At 61.3% G+C, this 18724-nt stretch carries 15 protein-coding genes and 1 tRNA gene; 12 read left to right on the top strand and 4 right to left on the bottom strand.

What is annotated here, in order from left to right:
• Nucleotides 1-14 precede the first annotated feature (14 nt).
• Complete coding sequence (locus WNZ15_RS02815; RefSeq protein WP_342891412.1) at nucleotides 15-1277, bottom strand: MFS transporter; 1263 nt, start codon at nucleotides 1275-1277, stop codon at nucleotides 15-17.
• A 336-nt stretch (nucleotides 1278-1613) separates the two neighbouring features.
• The gene (locus WNZ15_RS02810; protein ID WP_342891411.1) at nucleotides 1614-2588 is read right to left on the bottom strand and encodes a complex I NDUFA9 subunit family protein; all 975 of its coding nucleotides are present in this window, start codon (nucleotides 2586-2588) and stop codon (nucleotides 1614-1616) included.
• A gap of 198 nt (nucleotides 2589-2786) precedes the next feature.
• Here WNZ15_RS02810 and WNZ15_RS02805 point away from each other — a divergent pair.
• Nucleotides 2787-2873: transfer RNA gene (locus WNZ15_RS02805), tRNA-Leu, on the top strand.
• A gap of 505 nt (nucleotides 2874-3378) precedes the next feature.
• On the opposite strand, the gene WNZ15_RS02800 is transcribed toward WNZ15_RS02805, so the two are convergent.
• Together WNZ15_RS02800 and WNZ15_RS02795 are read right to left on the bottom strand one after the other, a co-directional pair.
• Nucleotides 3379-6039 (bottom strand): DEAD/DEAH box helicase family protein, encoded by a 2661-nt coding sequence (locus tag WNZ15_RS02800; RefSeq protein WP_342891410.1) that lies wholly within the window; start codon nucleotides 6037-6039, stop codon nucleotides 3379-3381.
• Between the two features lies 1 nt (nucleotide 6040).
• Entirely contained in the window at nucleotides 6041-7762 is a 1722-nt protein-coding gene (locus WNZ15_RS02795; protein ID WP_342891409.1) for a site-specific DNA-methyltransferase, read from the bottom strand.
• Between the two features lie 107 nt (nucleotides 7763-7869).
• On the opposite strand from WNZ15_RS02795, the gene WNZ15_RS02790 reads away from it, so the two are divergent.
• The 11 genes from WNZ15_RS02790 to rpoN all read left to right on the top strand — a co-directional run bounded on the left by WNZ15_RS02790 (nucleotide 7870) and on the right by rpoN (nucleotide 18471).
• The gene (locus WNZ15_RS02790) at nucleotides 7870-8877 is read left to right on the top strand and encodes a restriction endonuclease (protein WP_342891408.1); all 1008 of its coding nucleotides are present in this window, start codon (nucleotides 7870-7872) and stop codon (nucleotides 8875-8877) included.
• Between the two features lie 310 nt (nucleotides 8878-9187).
• Complete coding sequence (locus tag WNZ15_RS02785; protein WP_342891407.1) at nucleotides 9188-9829, top strand: hypothetical protein; 642 nt, start codon at nucleotides 9188-9190, stop codon at nucleotides 9827-9829.
• Between the two features lie 315 nt (nucleotides 9830-10144).
• Nucleotides 10145-12517: a heavy metal translocating P-type ATPase gene (locus WNZ15_RS02780; protein ID WP_342891406.1), complete on the top strand. Its 2373-nt coding sequence runs from the start codon at nucleotides 10145-10147 to the stop codon at nucleotides 12515-12517.
• A complete protein-coding gene (cueR, locus tag WNZ15_RS02775) occupies nucleotides 12514-12957 on the top strand; it encodes a Cu(I)-responsive transcriptional regulator (RefSeq protein ID WP_342891405.1) in 444 nt (147 codons plus the stop codon). The genes WNZ15_RS02780 and cueR overlap by 4 nt, the downstream gene beginning before the upstream one ends.
• Nucleotides 12954-13403: a cytochrome c gene (locus WNZ15_RS02770; RefSeq protein ID WP_342891404.1), complete on the top strand. Its 450-nt coding sequence runs from the start codon at nucleotides 12954-12956 to the stop codon at nucleotides 13401-13403. The genes cueR and WNZ15_RS02770 overlap by 4 nt, the downstream gene beginning before the upstream one ends.
• Nucleotides 13404-13418: 15 nt before the next feature.
• The gene (locus WNZ15_RS02765) at nucleotides 13419-13874 is read left to right on the top strand and encodes a cytochrome c (RefSeq protein ID WP_342891403.1); all 456 of its coding nucleotides are present in this window, start codon (nucleotides 13419-13421) and stop codon (nucleotides 13872-13874) included.
• A gap of 141 nt (nucleotides 13875-14015) precedes the next feature.
• Entirely contained in the window at nucleotides 14016-14636 is a 621-nt protein-coding gene (locus tag WNZ15_RS02760) for a ribonuclease D (protein ID WP_342891402.1), read from the top strand.
• Nucleotides 14637-14690: 54 nt separating this feature from the next.
• A complete protein-coding gene (lptC, locus tag WNZ15_RS02755; RefSeq protein ID WP_342891401.1) occupies nucleotides 14691-15356 on the top strand; it encodes an LPS export ABC transporter periplasmic protein LptC in 666 nt (221 codons plus the stop codon).
• Between the two features lie 3 nt (nucleotides 15357-15359).
• Complete coding sequence (locus WNZ15_RS02750; RefSeq protein ID WP_342891400.1) at nucleotides 15360-15938, top strand: LptA/OstA family protein; 579 nt, start codon at nucleotides 15360-15362, stop codon at nucleotides 15936-15938.
• Between the two features lie 68 nt (nucleotides 15939-16006).
• Nucleotides 16007-16831, top strand: a complete 825-nt coding sequence (gene lptB, locus WNZ15_RS02745) for an LPS export ABC transporter ATP-binding protein (protein WP_342891399.1) — start codon at nucleotides 16007-16009, stop codon at nucleotides 16829-16831.
• A gap of 89 nt (nucleotides 16832-16920) precedes the next feature.
• Entirely contained in the window at nucleotides 16921-18471 is a 1551-nt protein-coding gene (gene rpoN / locus WNZ15_RS02740) for an RNA polymerase factor sigma-54 (protein ID WP_342891398.1), read from the top strand.
• The last annotated feature ends 253 nt before the right edge of the window (nucleotides 18472-18724 follow it).

The raw sequence follows: 18724 nt of genomic DNA, 5'->3' as shown, positions 1-18724 counted from the left end.
GGGCAGCCGCCGGGTCAGCCGCCTGACTTGCGGGTCAGGGCCTTGATCTCCGGCTTGTTCCACGCCAGGAACATCACGATCAGCGCACAGACGGCCGCGACAATGACGCCGTAGAAGGGCAGGTCCAGGTCGAGACCGATCAGTTCGCCGCCGACCAGCGAAATCACCCCGGCGACCAGCGTGAACACCGCGATCGTCACGCCCATCACCCAGCCCTGTTCCTCGTCGCCGACGGCCGCCGAATAGAGCCCCAGAAATGTCGGATAGGCGATGCCGAAGACGAAATAGAAGCAGAACACCGGGATGAAGGTCAAAAGCGCGTTCGGCGCGGCGATGAAGGCCGCCGCCGACAGGGCCCAGACCGTGAAGGTAAGCCCCAGGATCGCTTCCTTGCTGAAGCGTTTCTGCGCCGGCACCACCAGGAAGGTGCTGGAAAAGGCCAGGGCGAAGCCGATGGTCAGCATCACCATCGATCCGCCGAGCGTGCCGTAGCCGAACCGGCTGGTGAGATAATTGTCGACGAAGATGTAGAACGACATGTTGGCGATGTGGAACAGCAGGAACACCACCGTCAGCCGCATCACCTTCGGATAGGCCCGGATCTTCAACATGAGTTCGAAGATTTCCGCAGGGCGGAACACGAACGGCGCACGCTCCGCCTGATCATCGCGCGCGTCCCGGAACCCGAACAGCACCAGCACGATGGCCATCGCCACCAGCGCGAAACAGGCATAGAACGGCAGCTTCACGTTGGCCATGCTGCCCAGGATCGCCGGGTCCGAGAGGACCCCGCCGATGATCGGACCGCCGACCAGGCCGAAGCTGACGCCGGTGATGATGTAGCCCATGTTGCGGTTGCGGTCCTCGTCGTCCGTGCTGCCGTCGATCATCGCGGCCTGGGCGATCGGCTGGTTGCCGGCGGTCAGTCCGGTGATCGCCCGCCCGAGGATCAGCAGGGCGAAACTGTTCAGGTAAAGCGCGGCGATGGTCAGCGCATAGCCGCCGAGGGCGCCGACAAGACAGATCAGGATGGCATTCCTGCGCCCGATCACGTCGGAGATCTTGGAAATATACGGCGCGCCGAAAAACCAGCACAGAAAAAACACGCCGATGATCAGCCCGTAGTCGAAGTGGCGCGCGGCCTCTGGCGTGTCCGCCGGCAGCATCGATGTGCCGGGCGTCATGATCAGGCTGTTGAGGATCGGAAACACCAGCCCCTGGCCGAGCATGTCGACGAAGACGACAAAGAGCAGGGTGATTTTCGCAAGCAAGGACATCGGCGCCTCCTGTTGCAAATGACGGTAGGCGATACATGCCGCCACGGCAATGGTGGAGGAGGGGCGCCTATCGGCACAGCTTTTCACCACCCGGCGTCATTCCGGACGCTCTGCAGCGCAGTTGCATGGCCAGAGCCGGAACCCGGCGCGTCATTCGCGCCGCAGGCGCGTCTTGATTGGTAAGTTCAAATTTTAACCGGATCTTTCGCGCGCGCTGGCTTGCCGGGTTCCGGATCTGCGGGCGCACCTGTCCGGAAAGACGAACGGAGGGTTTGTCAGCAGTCTGAAGCGGGCCCGCGCGCGCCTCTCGAAATCCACCGTGTTTCGCCCCGCGCGTTACGCCGGGCGGTGGGCGTCGTACTGGCCGTGCTCGCGGAACCGGTCCAGATAGGTCGGCAGGATCGCCGCCAGCGTGGCGGGCGCGATGCCGATGCCTTCCAGGGTGCGGCCGTCGGCCTTGGCCGCATCGGAGACCACATTGTCACTCTTCAGGAGCTCAACCTGGTCGGCGGTGAAGGGCGCCATCGGCAGCATCTGGAAGACCTTGCCCATGGCGGAGGCGACCGGGAACGGGACCGGCAGCAGCACGCGCTTGCGCAGGGTCACCTCGAGGGTCTCCTCCAGGCAGTCACGGAAGCTCTTGACCTCCGGCCCGCCGAGTTCATAGACGGCGCCCGCGCTCAGCTCGCCGTCGACGGCGCGCGCTACGGCCTCGGCCACGTCACACACATAGACCGGCTGGAATTTCGTCTCGCCGCCGCCCAGCAGCGGCAGCGCCGGCGAGAACCGCGCCATGCCGGCGAACTTGTTGAAGAAGTCGTCTTCCGGCCCGAACACGATCGAGGGCCTGAGGATCACCGAGCCGGGCAGGGTCTCCAGAACCCCGGCCTCGCCCACCGCCTTGGAACGGGCATAGGCCGACGAGCTCTCCGCATCCGCGCCGATGGCGGAAACATGCGTGATGCCGGCGAGACCCGCCGCGCGGGCGGCCTCGGCGATGGCGCGCGGGCCGAAGGCCTGCACCGCGTCGAAGGTCTGCTTGCCGGAAGGCGCCAGGATGCCGACCGCATTGACCACGGCGTCCGCGCCCTGGACCGCCCGGTCGACCGACCAGCGGTAGCGCAGGTTCGCCTGCACCGGCATGATCTGGCCGACCGCGCCGAGCGGCTGCAGGTGGGTGGCCAGGTCCGGCCGGCGCACGGCGGCGCGCACCCGGTAGCCGCGCTTGGCCAGCGCCTGGACGATGTGGCGGCCGAGAAAGCCCGATGCGCCGAAAACCGTGACGAGTTTGCCGTTGAGGGGTGTGGACATCGCTGGAAATGCCTTTTGTCGCGTCCGAAGGGGGGAGGCCGCCGTTTGTTCACGTTTCCCGGCGCTCCGCTGAAGTGTTTCTTAGCCCTTTGGCGCGGTGCTGTGAAGGGCTTGGCGGCACCATGGCACCGAGAAGTGAAAAAAGTCACCTTCCCTGATTGACAAGGCACACCCTCGCCCTTACAAGCCCCCCTCACGGCCCAGGTGGCGGAATTGGTAGACGCGCTAGCTTCAGGTGCTAGTGCTCGAAAGGGCGTGGAGGTTCGAGTCCTCTCCTGGGCACCAAATTCCCGTTTCGGACGGACTGCCAAAGTCCGAAACACTCAAAAAAGCTCCGGTTCGCCGGGGCTTTTTTTGTTTGTGGGGCAACCCCACGATCCCCTATTCATACAAACGCGTGTTTTTCAGGAAAAGCGTGTGTTTCAGTCCGAGGCTCAGCCACTTGCGCCCCTCTTCCCCCTTGCGGGGGAGATGTCCGTGAAACGGACAGAGGGGGGTGTCGGCCTCTCGGCAAACAATCCCTTTTCGAATGCGCCGAACCGCTTCACCCCCCTCTGTCAGCAAAGCTGACATCTCTCCCGCAAGGGGGGAGAGGGGCGCAAGACGAGAGCCATTTCATCGCCCGAAAGACTTGTGGACGTGAAAAGAGTACCGCTTTCGCGGGAGCGACATAACTTCCCGTGACGGTTGATTTCCGAAAATGCCACGTCCGCCTGTATGGAGAATTACAATTGCGCTGTCGGTATCGAGCATGTCAATTGCCACGAGCCGTACGGAAGTGTTCGTATTTCTAACCGATTGTCTGGTCAATGAGCGCGTAGTTACGATTGGTTGGCATGCAGAAAAGGCAGCGCCCATTGCTGGCATCTGCCCAAACCGTGCCGATCTGTCTTTTGACTACTTCGCCCTCATAAAGGTGTTGCCCCTTGTATTCCACGACAAGAATGCGGCCATCGGTCAGCATCGCAACGAAGTCGGGGTAAAACTTGGCGTGAGGGAGTTGAAGCCAGAAAGAAGATTTCTTCCCTTCGACATTTCGCATCCAGTAGCGAACCTTTTCGTGCCGGTCGAGATGGACGGCACAATCAAACTCTTCGCCACTAGCCGCCAAGTCTCCGACAAGATGGGTGTAATGCTTGTTGAACTTGGTCGCCCCGGAATAGGGCTGGTTCGGTGCATAGGTCTGCTCATCGAAAATGATGGACAAGTCAGCGCTGGTCGAAAAATCGTCGGCATTGGCGGCGAAAAGAGCGCTGTATTGGCTGGTCTCGCGTTCACCGCGCAGGTCCTTGATGAACTGAGCCATCGCCTTTCGCAGGTCATATTTGTTACGGGCCAGGACATCCAGTTCAAGCCCCGAGGCCATCAATGCCTCAATCGCACGCGATATGAAGACAATCGCACTTGGCTTGGTAATATCGGGGTGAACGATGCCTGAGTCGAGCCAGTTGGCAAGGCGCGGGAGGGTCCAGGTTGGTTCTTTGACAACCCCTGCCAATTGCCCTTGAATCTGCTTTACAAAATTGATCTCAACCTGGCCCTTGTCGCTGACATTGATGGTTCCGGTTCGGCTGGTGTCAGCCACGCTGAATCGGCTCGTAATGTCACTTACGTTGCATTCGTCCAACCTCCACGGCAGGTCGAGGAAATGCTCTTGCGAGAAGAGCTGAAGTTCACCCTGCTTTCGAAACCCCAGCATTGGTACGATGAATGGCGGCTTATCGTCGTCGTCGGCGGCGCTGGTCTGGAAGTTGTTGGACTCGGCATAGAGCCGGTCGATGGTCTTGCCCACCTGCGGAAGCGACGCCAAGCCAAGGTGAAGGATGTTGCGGTTCTCGCGCGTCATCGGGCCTTTGTAGGAGATTGTCCGTGTCTCTGGATTGAAGGAAACCCGCGTTTTCACGGATTGCGGCAGTTTCTCCATCGCCGCGGCGATCGTCTCGTGCGACGTAGTCTCTTCAGGCAACGGATCGGACTCGTGCTTCCATTCTTCGGCTTTTTCCGAGAAGCCCATGTCCTGCTGCGGCGCAACGATTTCATCGGCTTCCAGTCGATTGAAGCCCGCGCCCTCCACAAGCCCCGTCTTGAGCTGCTGGGCGGTGGCGTCGAAGCTACGTGAAACAATGTAGGCATAGGACTGGTTGAGCGCGTCACGTCGCTTTCTCTCGGCTCGAGGCATCCGGAGGATCCGGCCAAGGATTTGCTCCACGGCCACCGGTGAGACTTGATCGGCCACCGAACACAGCACATAGGCGAAGGGGCAATCCCATCCCTCTTTCAGCTTGGCCACGGTGATGATGTAGCGAACCGGGCAATTCGGGTCGCGGATGTCCGCAATGTCATCAAGGTCTTTGCGAGGCCCCGTGTGAACGGCGATCTGTTCCTTCGGGATGCGTTGGTCGTTCTTCAAATGCTCTTCTATTTTCTCCCATGTCAGGCGAGTCGGATCATTCTTCGACGCGCTTTGTGCCTGAAACAGGATGATCGGGCGAATGTATTCGCCTGTCTCGGTCTCTTCCGCCTTCGCTGCCTCTTCGAGCATTCGCTGGCTGTCCAGCGCTGAGCCCACGGTCTTGGTCCACTCGCCATCTGTGGTAAGACGGATGGGCATCTTGATCATCTCTTCCGCTTTCAGCTCGGCGGCGGAAACGGAATAGAGGATGTTCGAGGCGTGCTTGTCGCGGGCCGGGTTGTGCTCGGTCTGCGGTGTGGCGGTCAGCTCAAGGATAAGCGACGGGTTGAACCGGGCCAGCGTGCGGAACGAAAGATCGCTCCGGCTGTTGTGAGCCTCGTCAACGATCACCATCGGACGGTGAAGGCGCAACAGGTTGGCCAGTGACGCAATCGGACGCTCGGTCCCCTCGACCTTTTCCAAGGGCGCTTTGTGTGCGTCCGTCAGGTTTTCAAAATGATCCATGAGCGCGCCAGCGTCTTCATAGACCTTCAAGCCCTCCGGGTTTTCCTTTCCGCTGTCGTCTTGGCGGCGGAAGGACTGGATAGTAGACACGATCACCACCGCCCCGCCGGTCGCGTCTGCGCGCGACATGGCCAGCGCCTCGGCCTTGGTCATCACCGAAAAGTTTCGGTTGAAGTCCTTGGCCAGGGCAGCGCGATACGGGTGGCCCTCTGTCTTCAAGGCGTCAACGGTCTGATCGAGGATGGCGGTAGACGGTACCAGCCAGAGAACCATGGGATTCGACGCGTTCAGGTATTCCAGCGCGGCAATGCCGACAGAATGCGCGGCCAGCAAAGTCTTGCCGCCCCCCGTTGGCACGCGAAGGCACACATAGGGCGTGCCCTCGGCCACGGCGGGTGCTTCCCTGAACGGCATATTGGTGGACTTGTAGAAGGCCATGTTGGCCCCCATTTCCGTTGTGTCGCGCAGATAGCTGGTGAAGTGATCCAGCGAGATCTTCTGATACTCTTTCATCTCGAAGTTGGTCGCGGCCATGTCACGCCCCCTCGATCTGATAGGGGATCTGCTTGAACACAACGCTCTCGGCTTTCAGCCTGTCGGGCGATACGGTCGTGCCCTCGGCATAGACCACACGCGCGCCCTCAGAGCCGTCAGGCGGCGTAGGAAGGGTGGTCAGTGCGGCTGGGGTCAGAACATTACCCAAAGCCTCTCTGGGAGTCCCCTCCTGCCCTGGTGCGAATAGCAGATACACCGCCTTGTCACCATGCTTGCCAAGGAAGGGTGAGTTCCCATTGGCTCTGGACGGTATCGGTGCGCCAGTTTCCGTAAAGAAGATATGCGCGGCAAGATCGGGGAAGCTCACGGCGGCGTCGATATCGCCAAACTCGTTGAAGAGCGAAACGCCAAGGCGACAATACCGAAAACCACCGCCTAGTCCCTCGACGGGTTTCTGCGCGTCCCCTTTCTTGTTGTATCCATCCGCGACACGTCGCAAACGCTCTGTGGTGATCTGTGTCGCAATTTCCGGGTCCATCTCGATCAAGATGAAGCGGCGTTTTTGCTCGTCAGATTTATTCAAGTCCATCACAGCATGGCCAGTCGAACCAGACCCGGCGAATGAGTCAAGAACTATATCGTTCCCTGTTGTTACAAAACTGATTAAGTCAGAAAGCAACTCAATCGGCTTGGGAGGAGTTGAGAACGGTCTTTTCTTCTCAAAAAGAATATCCTTGATCTCATTCGACCCTCGACGGCCATCGAGTTCATACAAACTCGATAGCTTGCTCTTCCACTCTTCAATGTATACTTTCAGTTCGACGATCTTGTCTTCATCGCTGCCGAAGATGAAACGCTTTTCAGCGAGGAGCCTATCCCTTGTTTCTTCAGGAAAGCGATATCCCATAAGAGGTTTCTTAGTTGGCTTTCCGGTCTTCGGATGCAAAATGTCATAAACGTAGCCTTCTTTTCCGGGGTTGTGCACAGAACGGCTTCCGGTAAAGACACTGCGTTCATCGATCTCGTCATATTCCTGAAACGGCCAAAGGTAGGGTTTTTGTTCTTTAAACCATTTCCTATACTTTTTTTGGCGTATTTGGTTGTTCTCAACGCCAGGGAGCTCCACCACAAGTTCCTGTGCTTTTTCTTGGATTATTTCTCGCACTGGTGACGCTGGACTTTTCCAGTGTGCGTCAACCTTTTCTTTTCTCTTCGCGAAACAGATTATGTATTCATGTTCAATTACAATTCGGCTGGGGTTGTTGTCTGTAGCGTTCTTCCAGCAAATCGTACCAAGCCAATTTGTTTTACCAAAAATTTCATACATTAAGCTCGTCAAGTGTGTAAGTTCGTTGTCATCTATGCTGACAAATATCACACCATCTTCGCGCAAAAATTCGCGAAGTAATCGCAAACGAGGATACATCATACACAACCACTTATCGTGGCGTGAAAGGTCTTCTGCTTCTTTACCGACAACCTTGCCAAGCCAAGCCTTGATTTCGGGCGATGCGACGTTGTCGTTGTAGACCCAGCCTTCGTTGCCGGTGTTATAGGGCGGGTCGATATAGATACATTTCACTTGTCCGCCGTAATACGGCAGGAGGGCCTTCAAGGCCTCAAGGTTGTCGCCCTGAACCAGAAGGTTGCCCGCGTCTGGATCACCGGCGGAAAGCTCGCTATCGCAATGTACCAGCCGATACGGCACCTCGGCGTGGTGATGTTCGACCGCGTCTTTTCCAATCCAGTTCAATGTCGGCATTCAATAGTCTCACGTTATCTGCCCTCGATTCGGACAGGCTGTAGTTTTCTGCAATAGTGCATGGGGTCAAATCAGGTGCAAGGCAATGAAAACGGGAGATACGCCGCATGACCACACTCTGGGGCCTGCACATGCAGGAGGAGATCGGTTCGGATGCGCTGGAGCGCGGTTATGTCGCTATCGGCTGGGCAGGTCTGGGCGACGTCTCCGCCTTGCCCAAGGATCGCGAGGCGATAAAGGCGGCGATTATCCGCGCCTATCCGGAAAAGAAGGCGGGTGCGATTCCGGTCGAGGCAGGTGTGCTCTTCCGTTTCCTTCACGAGATCAAGGAAGGCGATGTCGTCGTCTATCCATCCAAGCACAACCGGCAGGTGAATATTGGCCGCGTTATCGGTCCTGTGACCCATATCGCGGATACCGGCGAGGGCACCTATCCCAATCGGCGTGCGGTGGACTGGCTCGGCAGCTTTCCGCGCAGCGACTTCCCCCAGTCCGCGCTCTATGAAATCGGATCGTTCCTAACACTCTTCCTCGTCAAGACCCACAGGCAGGAATTTCTGGCGAAGATCGACCCGTCGGTGAGCGCACCGGAAGCTGGAGACGAGGATACGGCGACCCCAGACGACGACAGTGTCGCCGGCACCGTCTCGCGGCAGGCGGAAGAGACCACCGAGGATTACGTGGTCCGCAAGCTTCATTCTGTGCTGAGCGGCTACGAGTTCGAGCATTTCGTCGCGCATATTCTGGAATGTCTGGGTTATACCGCGCGGGTCTCCGAGAAATCCGGCGACGGCGGTGTCGATGTCATCGCTCATAGCGACGAACTCGGCTTCGAGCCGCCGATCATCAAGGTTCAGTGCAAGCGTATGACCGGCCAGACGGGAGAGCCGGAAGTCAGCCAGTTGCTCGGTACGCTCGGCGAGGGCGAATGCGCTCTGTTCGTCAATCTAGGTTCCTACAGCAGGCCCGCCCGCGTTCTGGAGCGCAACCGCCCCAAACTCCGGCTGATCGACGGCGAGCAATTCGTAAAGCTGGTGCTGGAGAATTACGACAAGCTGTCGGCGCGCTACCGGACGATGATACCGCTCAAACGGATCCATGTGCCCGATGTGTGATTCTTCCTGCACGCGCGAGCTGCGACAAGCCCCTCGTGGGCCGGCCGTGGCTGGGTGGAGAAACATGTGTTCGACCATGTCACCCCGGCCGAGCGCAGCGAGAGCCGGGGCCCCCTCGTTCGCAGAGAGCTCGAAACAGGACGGGCAGCCCCGGCACACTGAGCTCCGCTTTGGCAAGCGGCACGGCGAGTAGGCCCCGGCTCTGCGCTCCGCTTGGCCGGGGTGACAGTCGGGAATTGCGGCGGGCTTGCAGGACGCGTTGGTCGAAGCGAACAAGAACGCCCAACCGCCAAACGCAAAGGAGCCACCCATGCGCCAACCAAAATCGATGAAAGGTCTCGAAACCCTCGGCCGGGTGCGCCTGTCGGAGAATTTTTTCATGCGGGATTTTCTCTATTCGGAAATCTCCAACTACTACGGCATCCCCAACATTCCGCATCATCCCGATGTCGCGGTCGAGGCGGGGACGAAGCTGTGCGGGGAACTGCTGGAGCCGCTCAGGGCCGCGTTCGGGCATGTCGCCATCCGCTCCGCCTACCGCTCGCCGGAGGTCAACGGCTTCGGCAACGAGAACGGCCTCAACTGCGCCCGCAACGAGGCCAATCATGCCCATCACATCTGGGATTATCGCGACGGTGAGGGCCGGCTCGGGGCGACGGCCTGCATCATCGTGCCCTGGGTGCACGACCGATACAGCGCAGAGGGCGACTGGCGGCGGCTGGCGTGGTGGATCCACGATCACCTGCCGTATAATTCGCTCTGGTTCTTTCCCAAGCTCTGGGCGGTGAACGTCAACTGGCGCGAGCAGCCCGAACGCCGCATCGACAGCTACGCGGCCCCGGTGGGCCTGTTGACCAAACCGGGCTTCGACAATCACGCGGGCACCCATGCCGGCTGGTACGAGGGCTTTCCGGAGGGCCCGCCAGCGAAGCGCGGCGGCAGCGGGGTGTAGCAACCTCAATTGACAGGAGCCTGTCTGATGGCATCGCCTCGATTTGCCGACGAGGCGCGCTGCGAAGGGCGGTCTGGTTGACCGTTCAAGCAGCGCAACGCTGCCCGGCGCGCCGGAACAAGCCACCGGAGGCCGCGTTTGCAGCTTGTTTTGCTACGCCGCGCGTCTTGCCCGCTCTCCCGTCTGCCTACCCGCTCTCCCGTCTGCCTGAAGGTCCGGCGCGGTTCCGGCTGCGTGTTTTCCCGTGCTTGACCTTCCAGTCACGGGAGGGTCTATCTGAAAGACCCTTCGATATTCAACAGAGCCACCAAGACCATGCACGACACAGCCGTCAGGCCCGCAGAACCAACCGCCGAGACCACCACCACCGACCCGGTCTGCGGCATGTCGGTCCCTTTGGGCCGGGGCAAGCCGTCGCTCAGCTACAAGGGCACGGACTATCATTTCTGCAGTTCCGGTTGCCACGACAGGTTCGAGGGCGACCCCTGGTTCTATCTGTCCGGCAACAGCGCCAGGAAAAAGGCGCGGGACGCGGAGCAGAGCCCGGGCGGCGCGCTGTTTTCCTGTCCGATGGACCCGGAAATCGTGCAGGAAGGGCCGGGCACCTGCCCGATCTGCGGCATGGCGCTGGAGCCGATGAGCGGGGTTTCGGACGAGCCCAATCACGAGTTGATCGATTTCGGCCGCCGGCTGCGGGTCAGTGCGCTGGCCGCGGTTCCGCTGCTGATCCTGACCATGGGGCCGATGTTGGGCGTGCCGGTCCGCAGCTGGATCGGCGAAGGCCTGGCGATCTATCTGGAGGCATTGCTGGCGACACCGGTCGTGCTGTGGGCGGCGCAGCCGTTCTTCAGGCGCGGCTGGACCTCGCTGGTCACGCGAAAGTTCAACATGTGGACCCTGATCATGATCGGGGTCGGCGCCGCCTATCTCTATTCCATGGTGGCCGCGTTCCTGCCGTTCCTGTTCCCCGAAACGCTGAAGGGCGGGAGCGGGCACATGCCGGTCTATTTCGAGGCCGCGGTGGTGATCGTCGCGCTGGTGTTCGTCGGCCAGGTGCTGGAACTGCGCGCCCGCGAGCGCACCGGCGATGCCATCCGCGCGCTGCTGGATCTTGCGCCCAAGACCGCGCGGCGGATCACGCCCGCAGGCGACGAATACGACGCGCCTCTTGAAAACATCCTGGCGGGCGACCGGCTCAGGGTGCGGCCGGGGGAGGCCGTGCCGGTCGACGGGGTTGTCGTGGACGGCGGATCGTCGGTGGACGAAAGCCTGGTCACCGGCGAGCCGGTGCCCGTTGAAAAGGCTTCCGGAGACAAGGTCACCGGCGGCACGCTCAACAAGACGGGATCCTTCGTGATGGAGGCGAAGCTCGTCGGCGCCGACACGATGCTGTCCAGGATCGTCGACATGGTGTCGTCCGCGCAGCGCTCGCGCGCGCCGATCCAGGGCCTGGCCGACCGGGTCGCCACCTATTTCGTTCCCGCCGTCGTTGGCGCTGCCGTGCTGGCCTTTGCCGTCTGGCTGGCGGTCGGGCCAAGCCCGTCGCTGGTCCATGCGATCATCGCCGCGGTGTCCGTGCTGATCATCGCCTGCCCCTGCGCGCTCGGTCTGGCGACGCCCATGTCGATCATGACCGCCACCGGACGCGGTGCCCAGGCCGGCGTGCTGGTGAAAACCGCCGAAGCCCTGGAACGCCTGGCCTCGGTCGACACCCTGGTGATCGACAAGACCGGGACGCTCACGGAAGGAAAGCCGTCGGTCAGCGAGGTCGTGCCGGCGCCCGGCAGCACTGAAGACGACCTGCTGCGTCTGGCCGCTGCCCTGGAGAAGGGATCGGAGCACCCGCTGGCGGAATCCATCCTGGAGGAAGCCGCCAGGCGCGGTCTGGACCTGCCGGAAACAAACGGCTTCGAGGCGGTCACGGGCAAGGGCGTGCGCGCGCTGGTGGAGGGCAACGAGATCCTGTTCGGCAACGCGGCCTTCGCCGCCGAAACCGGCGCCGACCTGTCGGACCTTGCAGACCGTGCCGGGGAACTCGCCGAACTGGGCAAAACGGTGATGCATCTGGTCCGCAAGTCCGGCGGCACCGCGCAGCTCATCGGGCTTGTCGCGGTCGCCGACCCGGTCAAACCGAATGCCCGCGCGGCCATCGACGCGCTGCATGAAGACGGTATCCGGATCGTGATGGCAACCGGCGATGCGCCGCGCACCGCCGCGGCGGTCGCCGGTGCTCTGGGGATCGACGAGGTCCATGCCGGCGTGCTGCCGGCCGGCAAAAAACAGCTGATCGAGGATCTCAGGGCCGGTGGCCGTGTCGTGGCCATGGCCGGTGACGGCGTCAATGACGCGCCGGCACTGGCCGCCGCCGATGTCGGGCTCGCGATGGGCACCGGCGCGGATGTCGCGGTGGAAAGCGCCGGCCTGACGCTTCTGAAGGGCGATCTGGAAGGCATTCGGCGCGCCCGCACGCTGGCGCGCGAAACCGTGCGCAACATCCGCCAGAATCTGTTCTTCGCCTTTGTCTACAACGCGGTCGGCGTGCCGGTCGCCGCCGGGCTGCTCTACCCGGTCTTCGGCATTCTGCTGTCTCCGATGCTGGCGGCCCTGGCCATGAGCCTGTCGTCCATTTCGGTGGTCGGCAATGCCCTTCGCCTGCGCGGACTGGACCTGGAAAAGGGGGGAAGATGAACATCGGCGCGGCTTCCTGGCAAAGCGGATTGCCGGTCAAGACCATCCGCTACTACGAGGAAATCGGTCTGGTGCGGCCCGCGCGCAGCGAGAACGGCTACCGGGACTTTCTGGAGACCGATCTGCAGCGGCTGAAGTTTCTGCAGCGCGCGCGCAGTCTCGGTTTTTCCATCGACAAGTGCCGTGAACTGCTGTCGCTTTACGAGGACCGCAACCGGGCGAGCGCGGACGTCAAGGAAATCACCCGGGAGAAAATCGATGAGATCGATCGCAAGATCGAAGAGCTCCAGTCCCTGAAACGGGTCCTGTCGGACCTGGTCAGGGCCTGCCACGGCGATGACCGGCCGGACTGTCCGATCATCGACGACCTGTCCGGAGCGCCGGGGGCGCAGGACAGCGGCGAGGCAGGAGGGGACAAGGCGGAAGGGGACAAGGCATGAGAAAACAAGGCCTGCTCGGAAAACTCCTGATCGTCTCGGCCGGTCCGTTATTGGCCGTATTGGGTGTTCTTGTCTGGGGCTGCCTGACGGAAGACGGCGACGGGTCCGACAGGTCCGACAGGGCGGGTGCGGCCATGGTGGCCGTCAGCGTGCCCGAACTCGGCGGGCAGGCCCTTGAGGGCGAAAGCCTCTTCAAGGACAATTGCGCTGTGTGTCATGGCGTGAATGCAGCCGGCCGGGACGGGGCCGGTCCGCCGCTTGTGCACAGGATCTACGAGCCGGGCCATCATGGAGACGGCGCTTTTCTGCTGGCGGCGCTGCGCGGGGTGCGGGCGCATCATTGGCCGTTCGGCGACATGCCACCGGTCGAAGGCGTCTCGCAAAGTGATGTTGAAAGCATTGTTGCCTATGTGCGCCTGTTGCAGCGGGCGAACGGCATCAACTGACGCGGAGGATTTTTGATGAAAAAATTGCGGGTTGGATCTGTCCTGCTGGCCGGGATTGTGGCGGCGGGAGCGGCCTGGGCCCATGGCGGCGCGACCGGCATCGTCAAGGAGCGCATGGACGCCATGTCGGACATCGGCGGACAGATGAAGGCGGTCGGACGGATGCTGAGGGCCGGTTCCTACGATCCGGCACTGGTGTCTTCGGCCGGCGCGACCATCGCGGGCCATGCCGGAAAGACGCTTGTCGACCTGTTTCCCGAAGGCAGCCTGGAGGCGCCGACCGAGGCGAGCCCCGCGATCTGGACGGACCGGGCAAAATTCCGGGCCTATTCGGACGAACTGCAGGAAGCCGCAAGGGCGATGAAGCAGCTCGCGGACCGCGGCGCGGACATGCAGGAGGTCGCCGGTGCCTTCGCATCGCTTGGCGGAACCTGCAAGACGTGCCATGAGGCGTTCCGCATCAAGAAGTAGCCAGGCGGGCGGGTGAACTGGCGGGCAGGCGAAGGCGTTTCAGCGGTCAAGATGCTTGCCACACGCGACGGCATGTTCTACCTGACGGTCAAATCGAAAGCTAAAAATGCGGGCGGGAGCCGCCGAAGGAGACGAGACGTCATGACGATCCGCTATCACAAGGGCGATTTGCCGGACCTGAAAGCCTATGAGACGGCAAGCGCGGTGGCGGTCGATTCCGAAACGCTCGGTCTCAATCCCAACCGGGACCGCCTGTGCGTGGTTCAACTGTCTCCGGGAGACGGATCGGCGGATGTGATCCAGATTTCCAGGGGCCAGAAAACGGCTCCGAATCTGGAGGCGCTCATGAGCGATCCGGCAAAAGCGAAGATTTTTCATTTCGCCCGGTTTGATGTCGCGGTGTTGCTGCACTATCTGAATATCCGGGTCACGCCGGTCTGGTGTACCAAGATCGCCTCGAAGCTGGTGCGGACCTATACGGACCGGCACGGATTGAAGGATATCACGCGCGAACTGATCGGTGTCGAATTGTCCAAGCAGCAGCAAAGCTCGGACTGGGCTGCGGAGACGCTCAGCGACGCCCAACTGGCCTACGCGGCATCGGATGTGCTTCATCTGCATGCCTTGAAGGAAAAACTGGAATTCATGCTCGCCCGCGAGGAGCGTGGCCACCTTGCCGCCGCCTGTTTCGAATTCCTGCCTGTCCGGGCGGAACTCGATCTCAAGGGGTGGGAGGAAACAGACATCTTTGCCCATTCGTAACTGTTTTGGGATAATGCGGTTCGCCGTGGAACAAGAGCGTGGTCGGAGACCTTGTTGAGCGCTGTCACTGATTTTCCGGGAGGGTCGGCTCCCAACGGGGCAGCTCCCACGAGGGGATTGAACCGCACGCAGCGGGCGGCGCGCCGGCACAGTGTGCTGGTGCGTGTCCTGCGCTGGGTCCTTCCCGGCATCGGCCTGCTGATTCTCGCCGGCATGATCGGGCTGGTGGTCCTGTTCAACCTGCTCAACAGTTTTGGTGCCTCCAACGTCATGCTGACGAGTGAGGGGCTGGTGATGGACCAGCCGGAACTGTCGGGCCATGACGGCGACCGGTCCTATCAGGTGACCGCGCGGCGCGCCATTCAACGGCTCAGCGATCCGCGCATCATCGATCTGGAGACCATCCGCGCCGACATCGTTCTGGGCAAGGACCAGAGCGCCGAGATCATCGCGCTCAAGGGCACCTACAACAATGCTGCGGAAACACTCAGGCTGTACGAGGGCATCCAGATCGAGTGGAGCGAGGGCTACAAGGTCGATCTGTCCGAAGTGGGGATCAATCTGACCAACGGCGCGATGACGACGACAGAGCCGGTTTCCATCCGTTCAGATCAGGGTCATGTTGTCGCCGGTAAACTCGATTACGACAAGGCCAAGGGTCTCGTCCGGTTCTCCGACGGGATCAAGATGACACTCAACCCGGCCTCGCAAGGACAATAGGCGATGACATTTCTCAAGCGCATGATGATCGCAGGTGCTGCAATCCTGTTTGCCGGCTCCGCGCATGCACAGACCTTTTCGGATGCCTTCGCGGGCTTCGGGGCCAGTGACGGTGAACCGATCGAGATCGAGGCCAGCGAACTGCGTGTCGAGGACGGCAACAACACGGCCACCTTCGTCGGCGACGTCGTTGTCGTGCAGGGTGAAACCAGTCTGAAGACCGAGCGGCTGAAGGTGTTCTACGCCGGGTCCGCGTCTGGATCCGGGTCCGAGACTCAGGAAAGCGCGGTCCAGCAGCGCATATCGCGTCTCGAGGCCGCCGGCGGCGTTCACATCACCTCCAAGGACCAGACTGCCCGCGGCGATGCGGCCAGTTTCGACATGACCCGGGAAGTCATGGTGATGACCGGCAAGGAAGTCGTTCTCAGCCAGGGGCCGAACGTGGTGGTCGGCAAAAGGCTGACCGTGAACCTGAAGACCGGCCAGGCAAACCTGACCGCCGGCAGCGGCAATGTGTCGGGCAGTGGTGGCGGACGGGTCAAGGTGCGCATACAGCCCAACAGCGTGCAGAACGCCGAGTGAGCCGGTTTCCGGACCCTCACTCGACAGTCCGGGACGCAGACCTTATGTCAGGTCCCGGCAACGATCGGATGGACGGCGCATCAGTGAAGACAATTTCTCCGGACAATAACGGCCTACAAGGCGTCGCAGCGGGACCCGCGGATCAGTCCGGGGATCAATCCGCGGATCTGTCCCGTGCGCTGGTCGTCGACGGCATCGGCAAGACCTATGGCCGGCGTCAGGTGGTCAAACATGTCAGCCTGTCCGTGCGGCCCGGCGAGGCGGTGGGGCTTTTGGGTCCGAACGGCGCGGGCAAGACCACGACATTCTACATGATCACGGGGCTGATCCGGCCGGACCAGGGCCAGATATCCCTGGACGGGCTCAACATCACCCGGATGCCGATGTACCGCCGGGCCCGTCTCGGCATCGGCTACCTGCCCCAGGAGGCGTCCATCTTCCGGGGGCTCACGGTGGAAGAGAACATCCGCGCCGTGCTGGAGGTGATCGAGCCAAACCGGCACAGGCGCCGTGAGGAACTCGACTCGCTGCTGGCCGAATTCGGTCTGACGCACCTGCGCAAGTCGCCGAGCATCGCGCTTTCCGGCGGGGAGCGCCGGCGCGTCGAAATTGCGCGCGCACTCGCCAGCCGCCCGTCCTTCATGCTGCTCGACGAACCCTTTGCCGGCATCGATCCGATCGCGGTCGGGGATATCCAGCAGCTTGTGCGCCACCTGACCCAGCGCGGCATCGGTGTTCTGATCACCGATCACAATGTGCGCGAAACGCTCGGCCTGATCGACAGGGCCTATATCATCGCCTCCGGTGAGGTTCTGACCGAGGGCCTGCCCCAGGAAATCGTCACCAATCCTGACGTCCGGCGGCTTTATCTGGGTGAACAATTCACCCTTTGATGACAGGCGGTGCGCAACGCTATACACTGGCTCGGCAAGGAATAAGCAAGAAGCAGACCAAGCGGGCATAGCGGGCACCCCAGAAACACATGGCCATTTCAACCAAGCTGGAAATGCGGCAGAGCCAGTCGCTGGTCATGACGCCGCAATTGATGCAGGCGATCAAGCTTTTGCAGATGTCCAATCTTGATCTGGTTGCCTATGTCGAGGCCGAACTGGAGCGCAATCCGCTTCTGGAAAAGACCGACTCCGGAGAGACCGGCGCGGATGGCGACACCGGCTCCGAAGGCAATTCCGAGCCTTTCGCGGACAGCGCGGGCACGCCGGCGGCCTCCGAGGAACCCGGTTCGGGCGACTGGATGCAGAACGACCTGGAGACCGGCTCGGAAGCCATCGCCGCGCGCATGGACACGGATCTCGGCAATGTCTTTCCCGACGAACCCGGCGTCCCGGCATCTCCCGACCCGGCATTGCTGAAAGGCGGCGACAGCTACAAGAACGTCTCCAGCGGCGGGGCTTCCGAGGACTACAACCTGGAGGCCTTTGTCGCCGAGGAAGTGTCTCTGGTCGGCACCCTGGAAGAACAGATGCACCTGGCGCTGACCGACGAGGCGGACAAGCTGATCGCCGGGCATCTGATAAATTCCCTGGACGAGAACGGCTATCTTTACATCGATCTGGGCGAGACCGCAGGGCAGCTTGGTGTCGGTGCCGACCGGATTGAAGCCGTGCTCTGCGTGCTGCAGGCTTTCGAGCCCGCCGGAGTGTTCGCGCGTGATCTCGCCGAATGCCTGAAACTCCAGCTGATCGACAAGAACCGGTTCGACCCGGCCATGGAAGCGCTCATCGACAATATCGAGCTGCTGGCAAAGCGCGATCTCGCCGGCTTGAAAAAGGTCTGTGCGGTGGACGAGGAGGACCTCGTGGAAATGATTGCCGAGATCCGCGCGCTTGACCCGAAGCCCGGAAGCGTTTTCGGGTCCGCCCTGGTCCAGCCCGTTGTGCCCGATGTCTTCGTCAGGCCGGCCAACGACGGCACCTGGGCGATCGAACTGAACTCTGACACGCTTCCAAGGGTGCTCGTCAACCAGACCTACTATGCCAAGGTCATCAAGACGGCGCGCAACGAGACGGAGAAGGAGTACATGACCGACTCGCTGCAGACGGCGAGCTGGCTCGCCAAGAGCCTCGACCAGCGGGCAAGAACGATCCTCAAGGTCTCGACGGAAATCGTCCGTCAGCAGGACGGCTTCCTGACCTACGGCATCGCCCATCTCAGGCCGCTCAACCTGAAGACGGTCGCCGAGGCCATCGGCATGCATGAATCGACCGTCAGCCGGGTGACGTCCAACAAGTTCATGGCGACGCCACGCGGCATCTACGAACTGAAGTATTTCTTCTCCTCGGCCATTTCGGCAACGGTCGGCGGCGACGCGCATTCGGCCGAATCGGTCCGCCACAAGATCAGGCAACTGATCGATGCGGAAGCGCCGAAAGCCATCCTGTCGGACGACACGCTTGTCAAAATTCTGAAGGATGACGGCATCGACATCGCGCGCAGAACGGTGGCCAAGTACCGGGAGGCCATGAAAATAGGCTCTTCGGTGCAAAGACGCCGCGAAAAAAATTCACGCCTTTAGAGGCGGCCCCATGTATTCCGCAGCGCAACTTTCGGCACGTTTCAGAGATGTCGGCTGAAACAATACCTTGGAATTCCAAGTTCCTTTTTGAAACTTGTTACATCGTTTCATAATCAATTGACTCTTGTCCAACACGCAATTATAGCACCGCCCTCGTGACGTAATGAGGGATGGCGCTTCGGCGCTGACTGGTCCATTCTGTAAGCTTGAAACGTATCGCGTTTCTGCACCGGCGGCACGCCGGTGACCTATC

Origin of the sequence: Roseibium sp. AS2, assembly GCF_038900065.1 — a bacterium.
GTDB lineage: Bacteria > Pseudomonadota > Alphaproteobacteria > Rhizobiales > Stappiaceae > Roseibium.
Note: the sequence above shows the minus strand (reverse complement) of the source record. Positions and strands in the feature narration are given on the sequence as shown.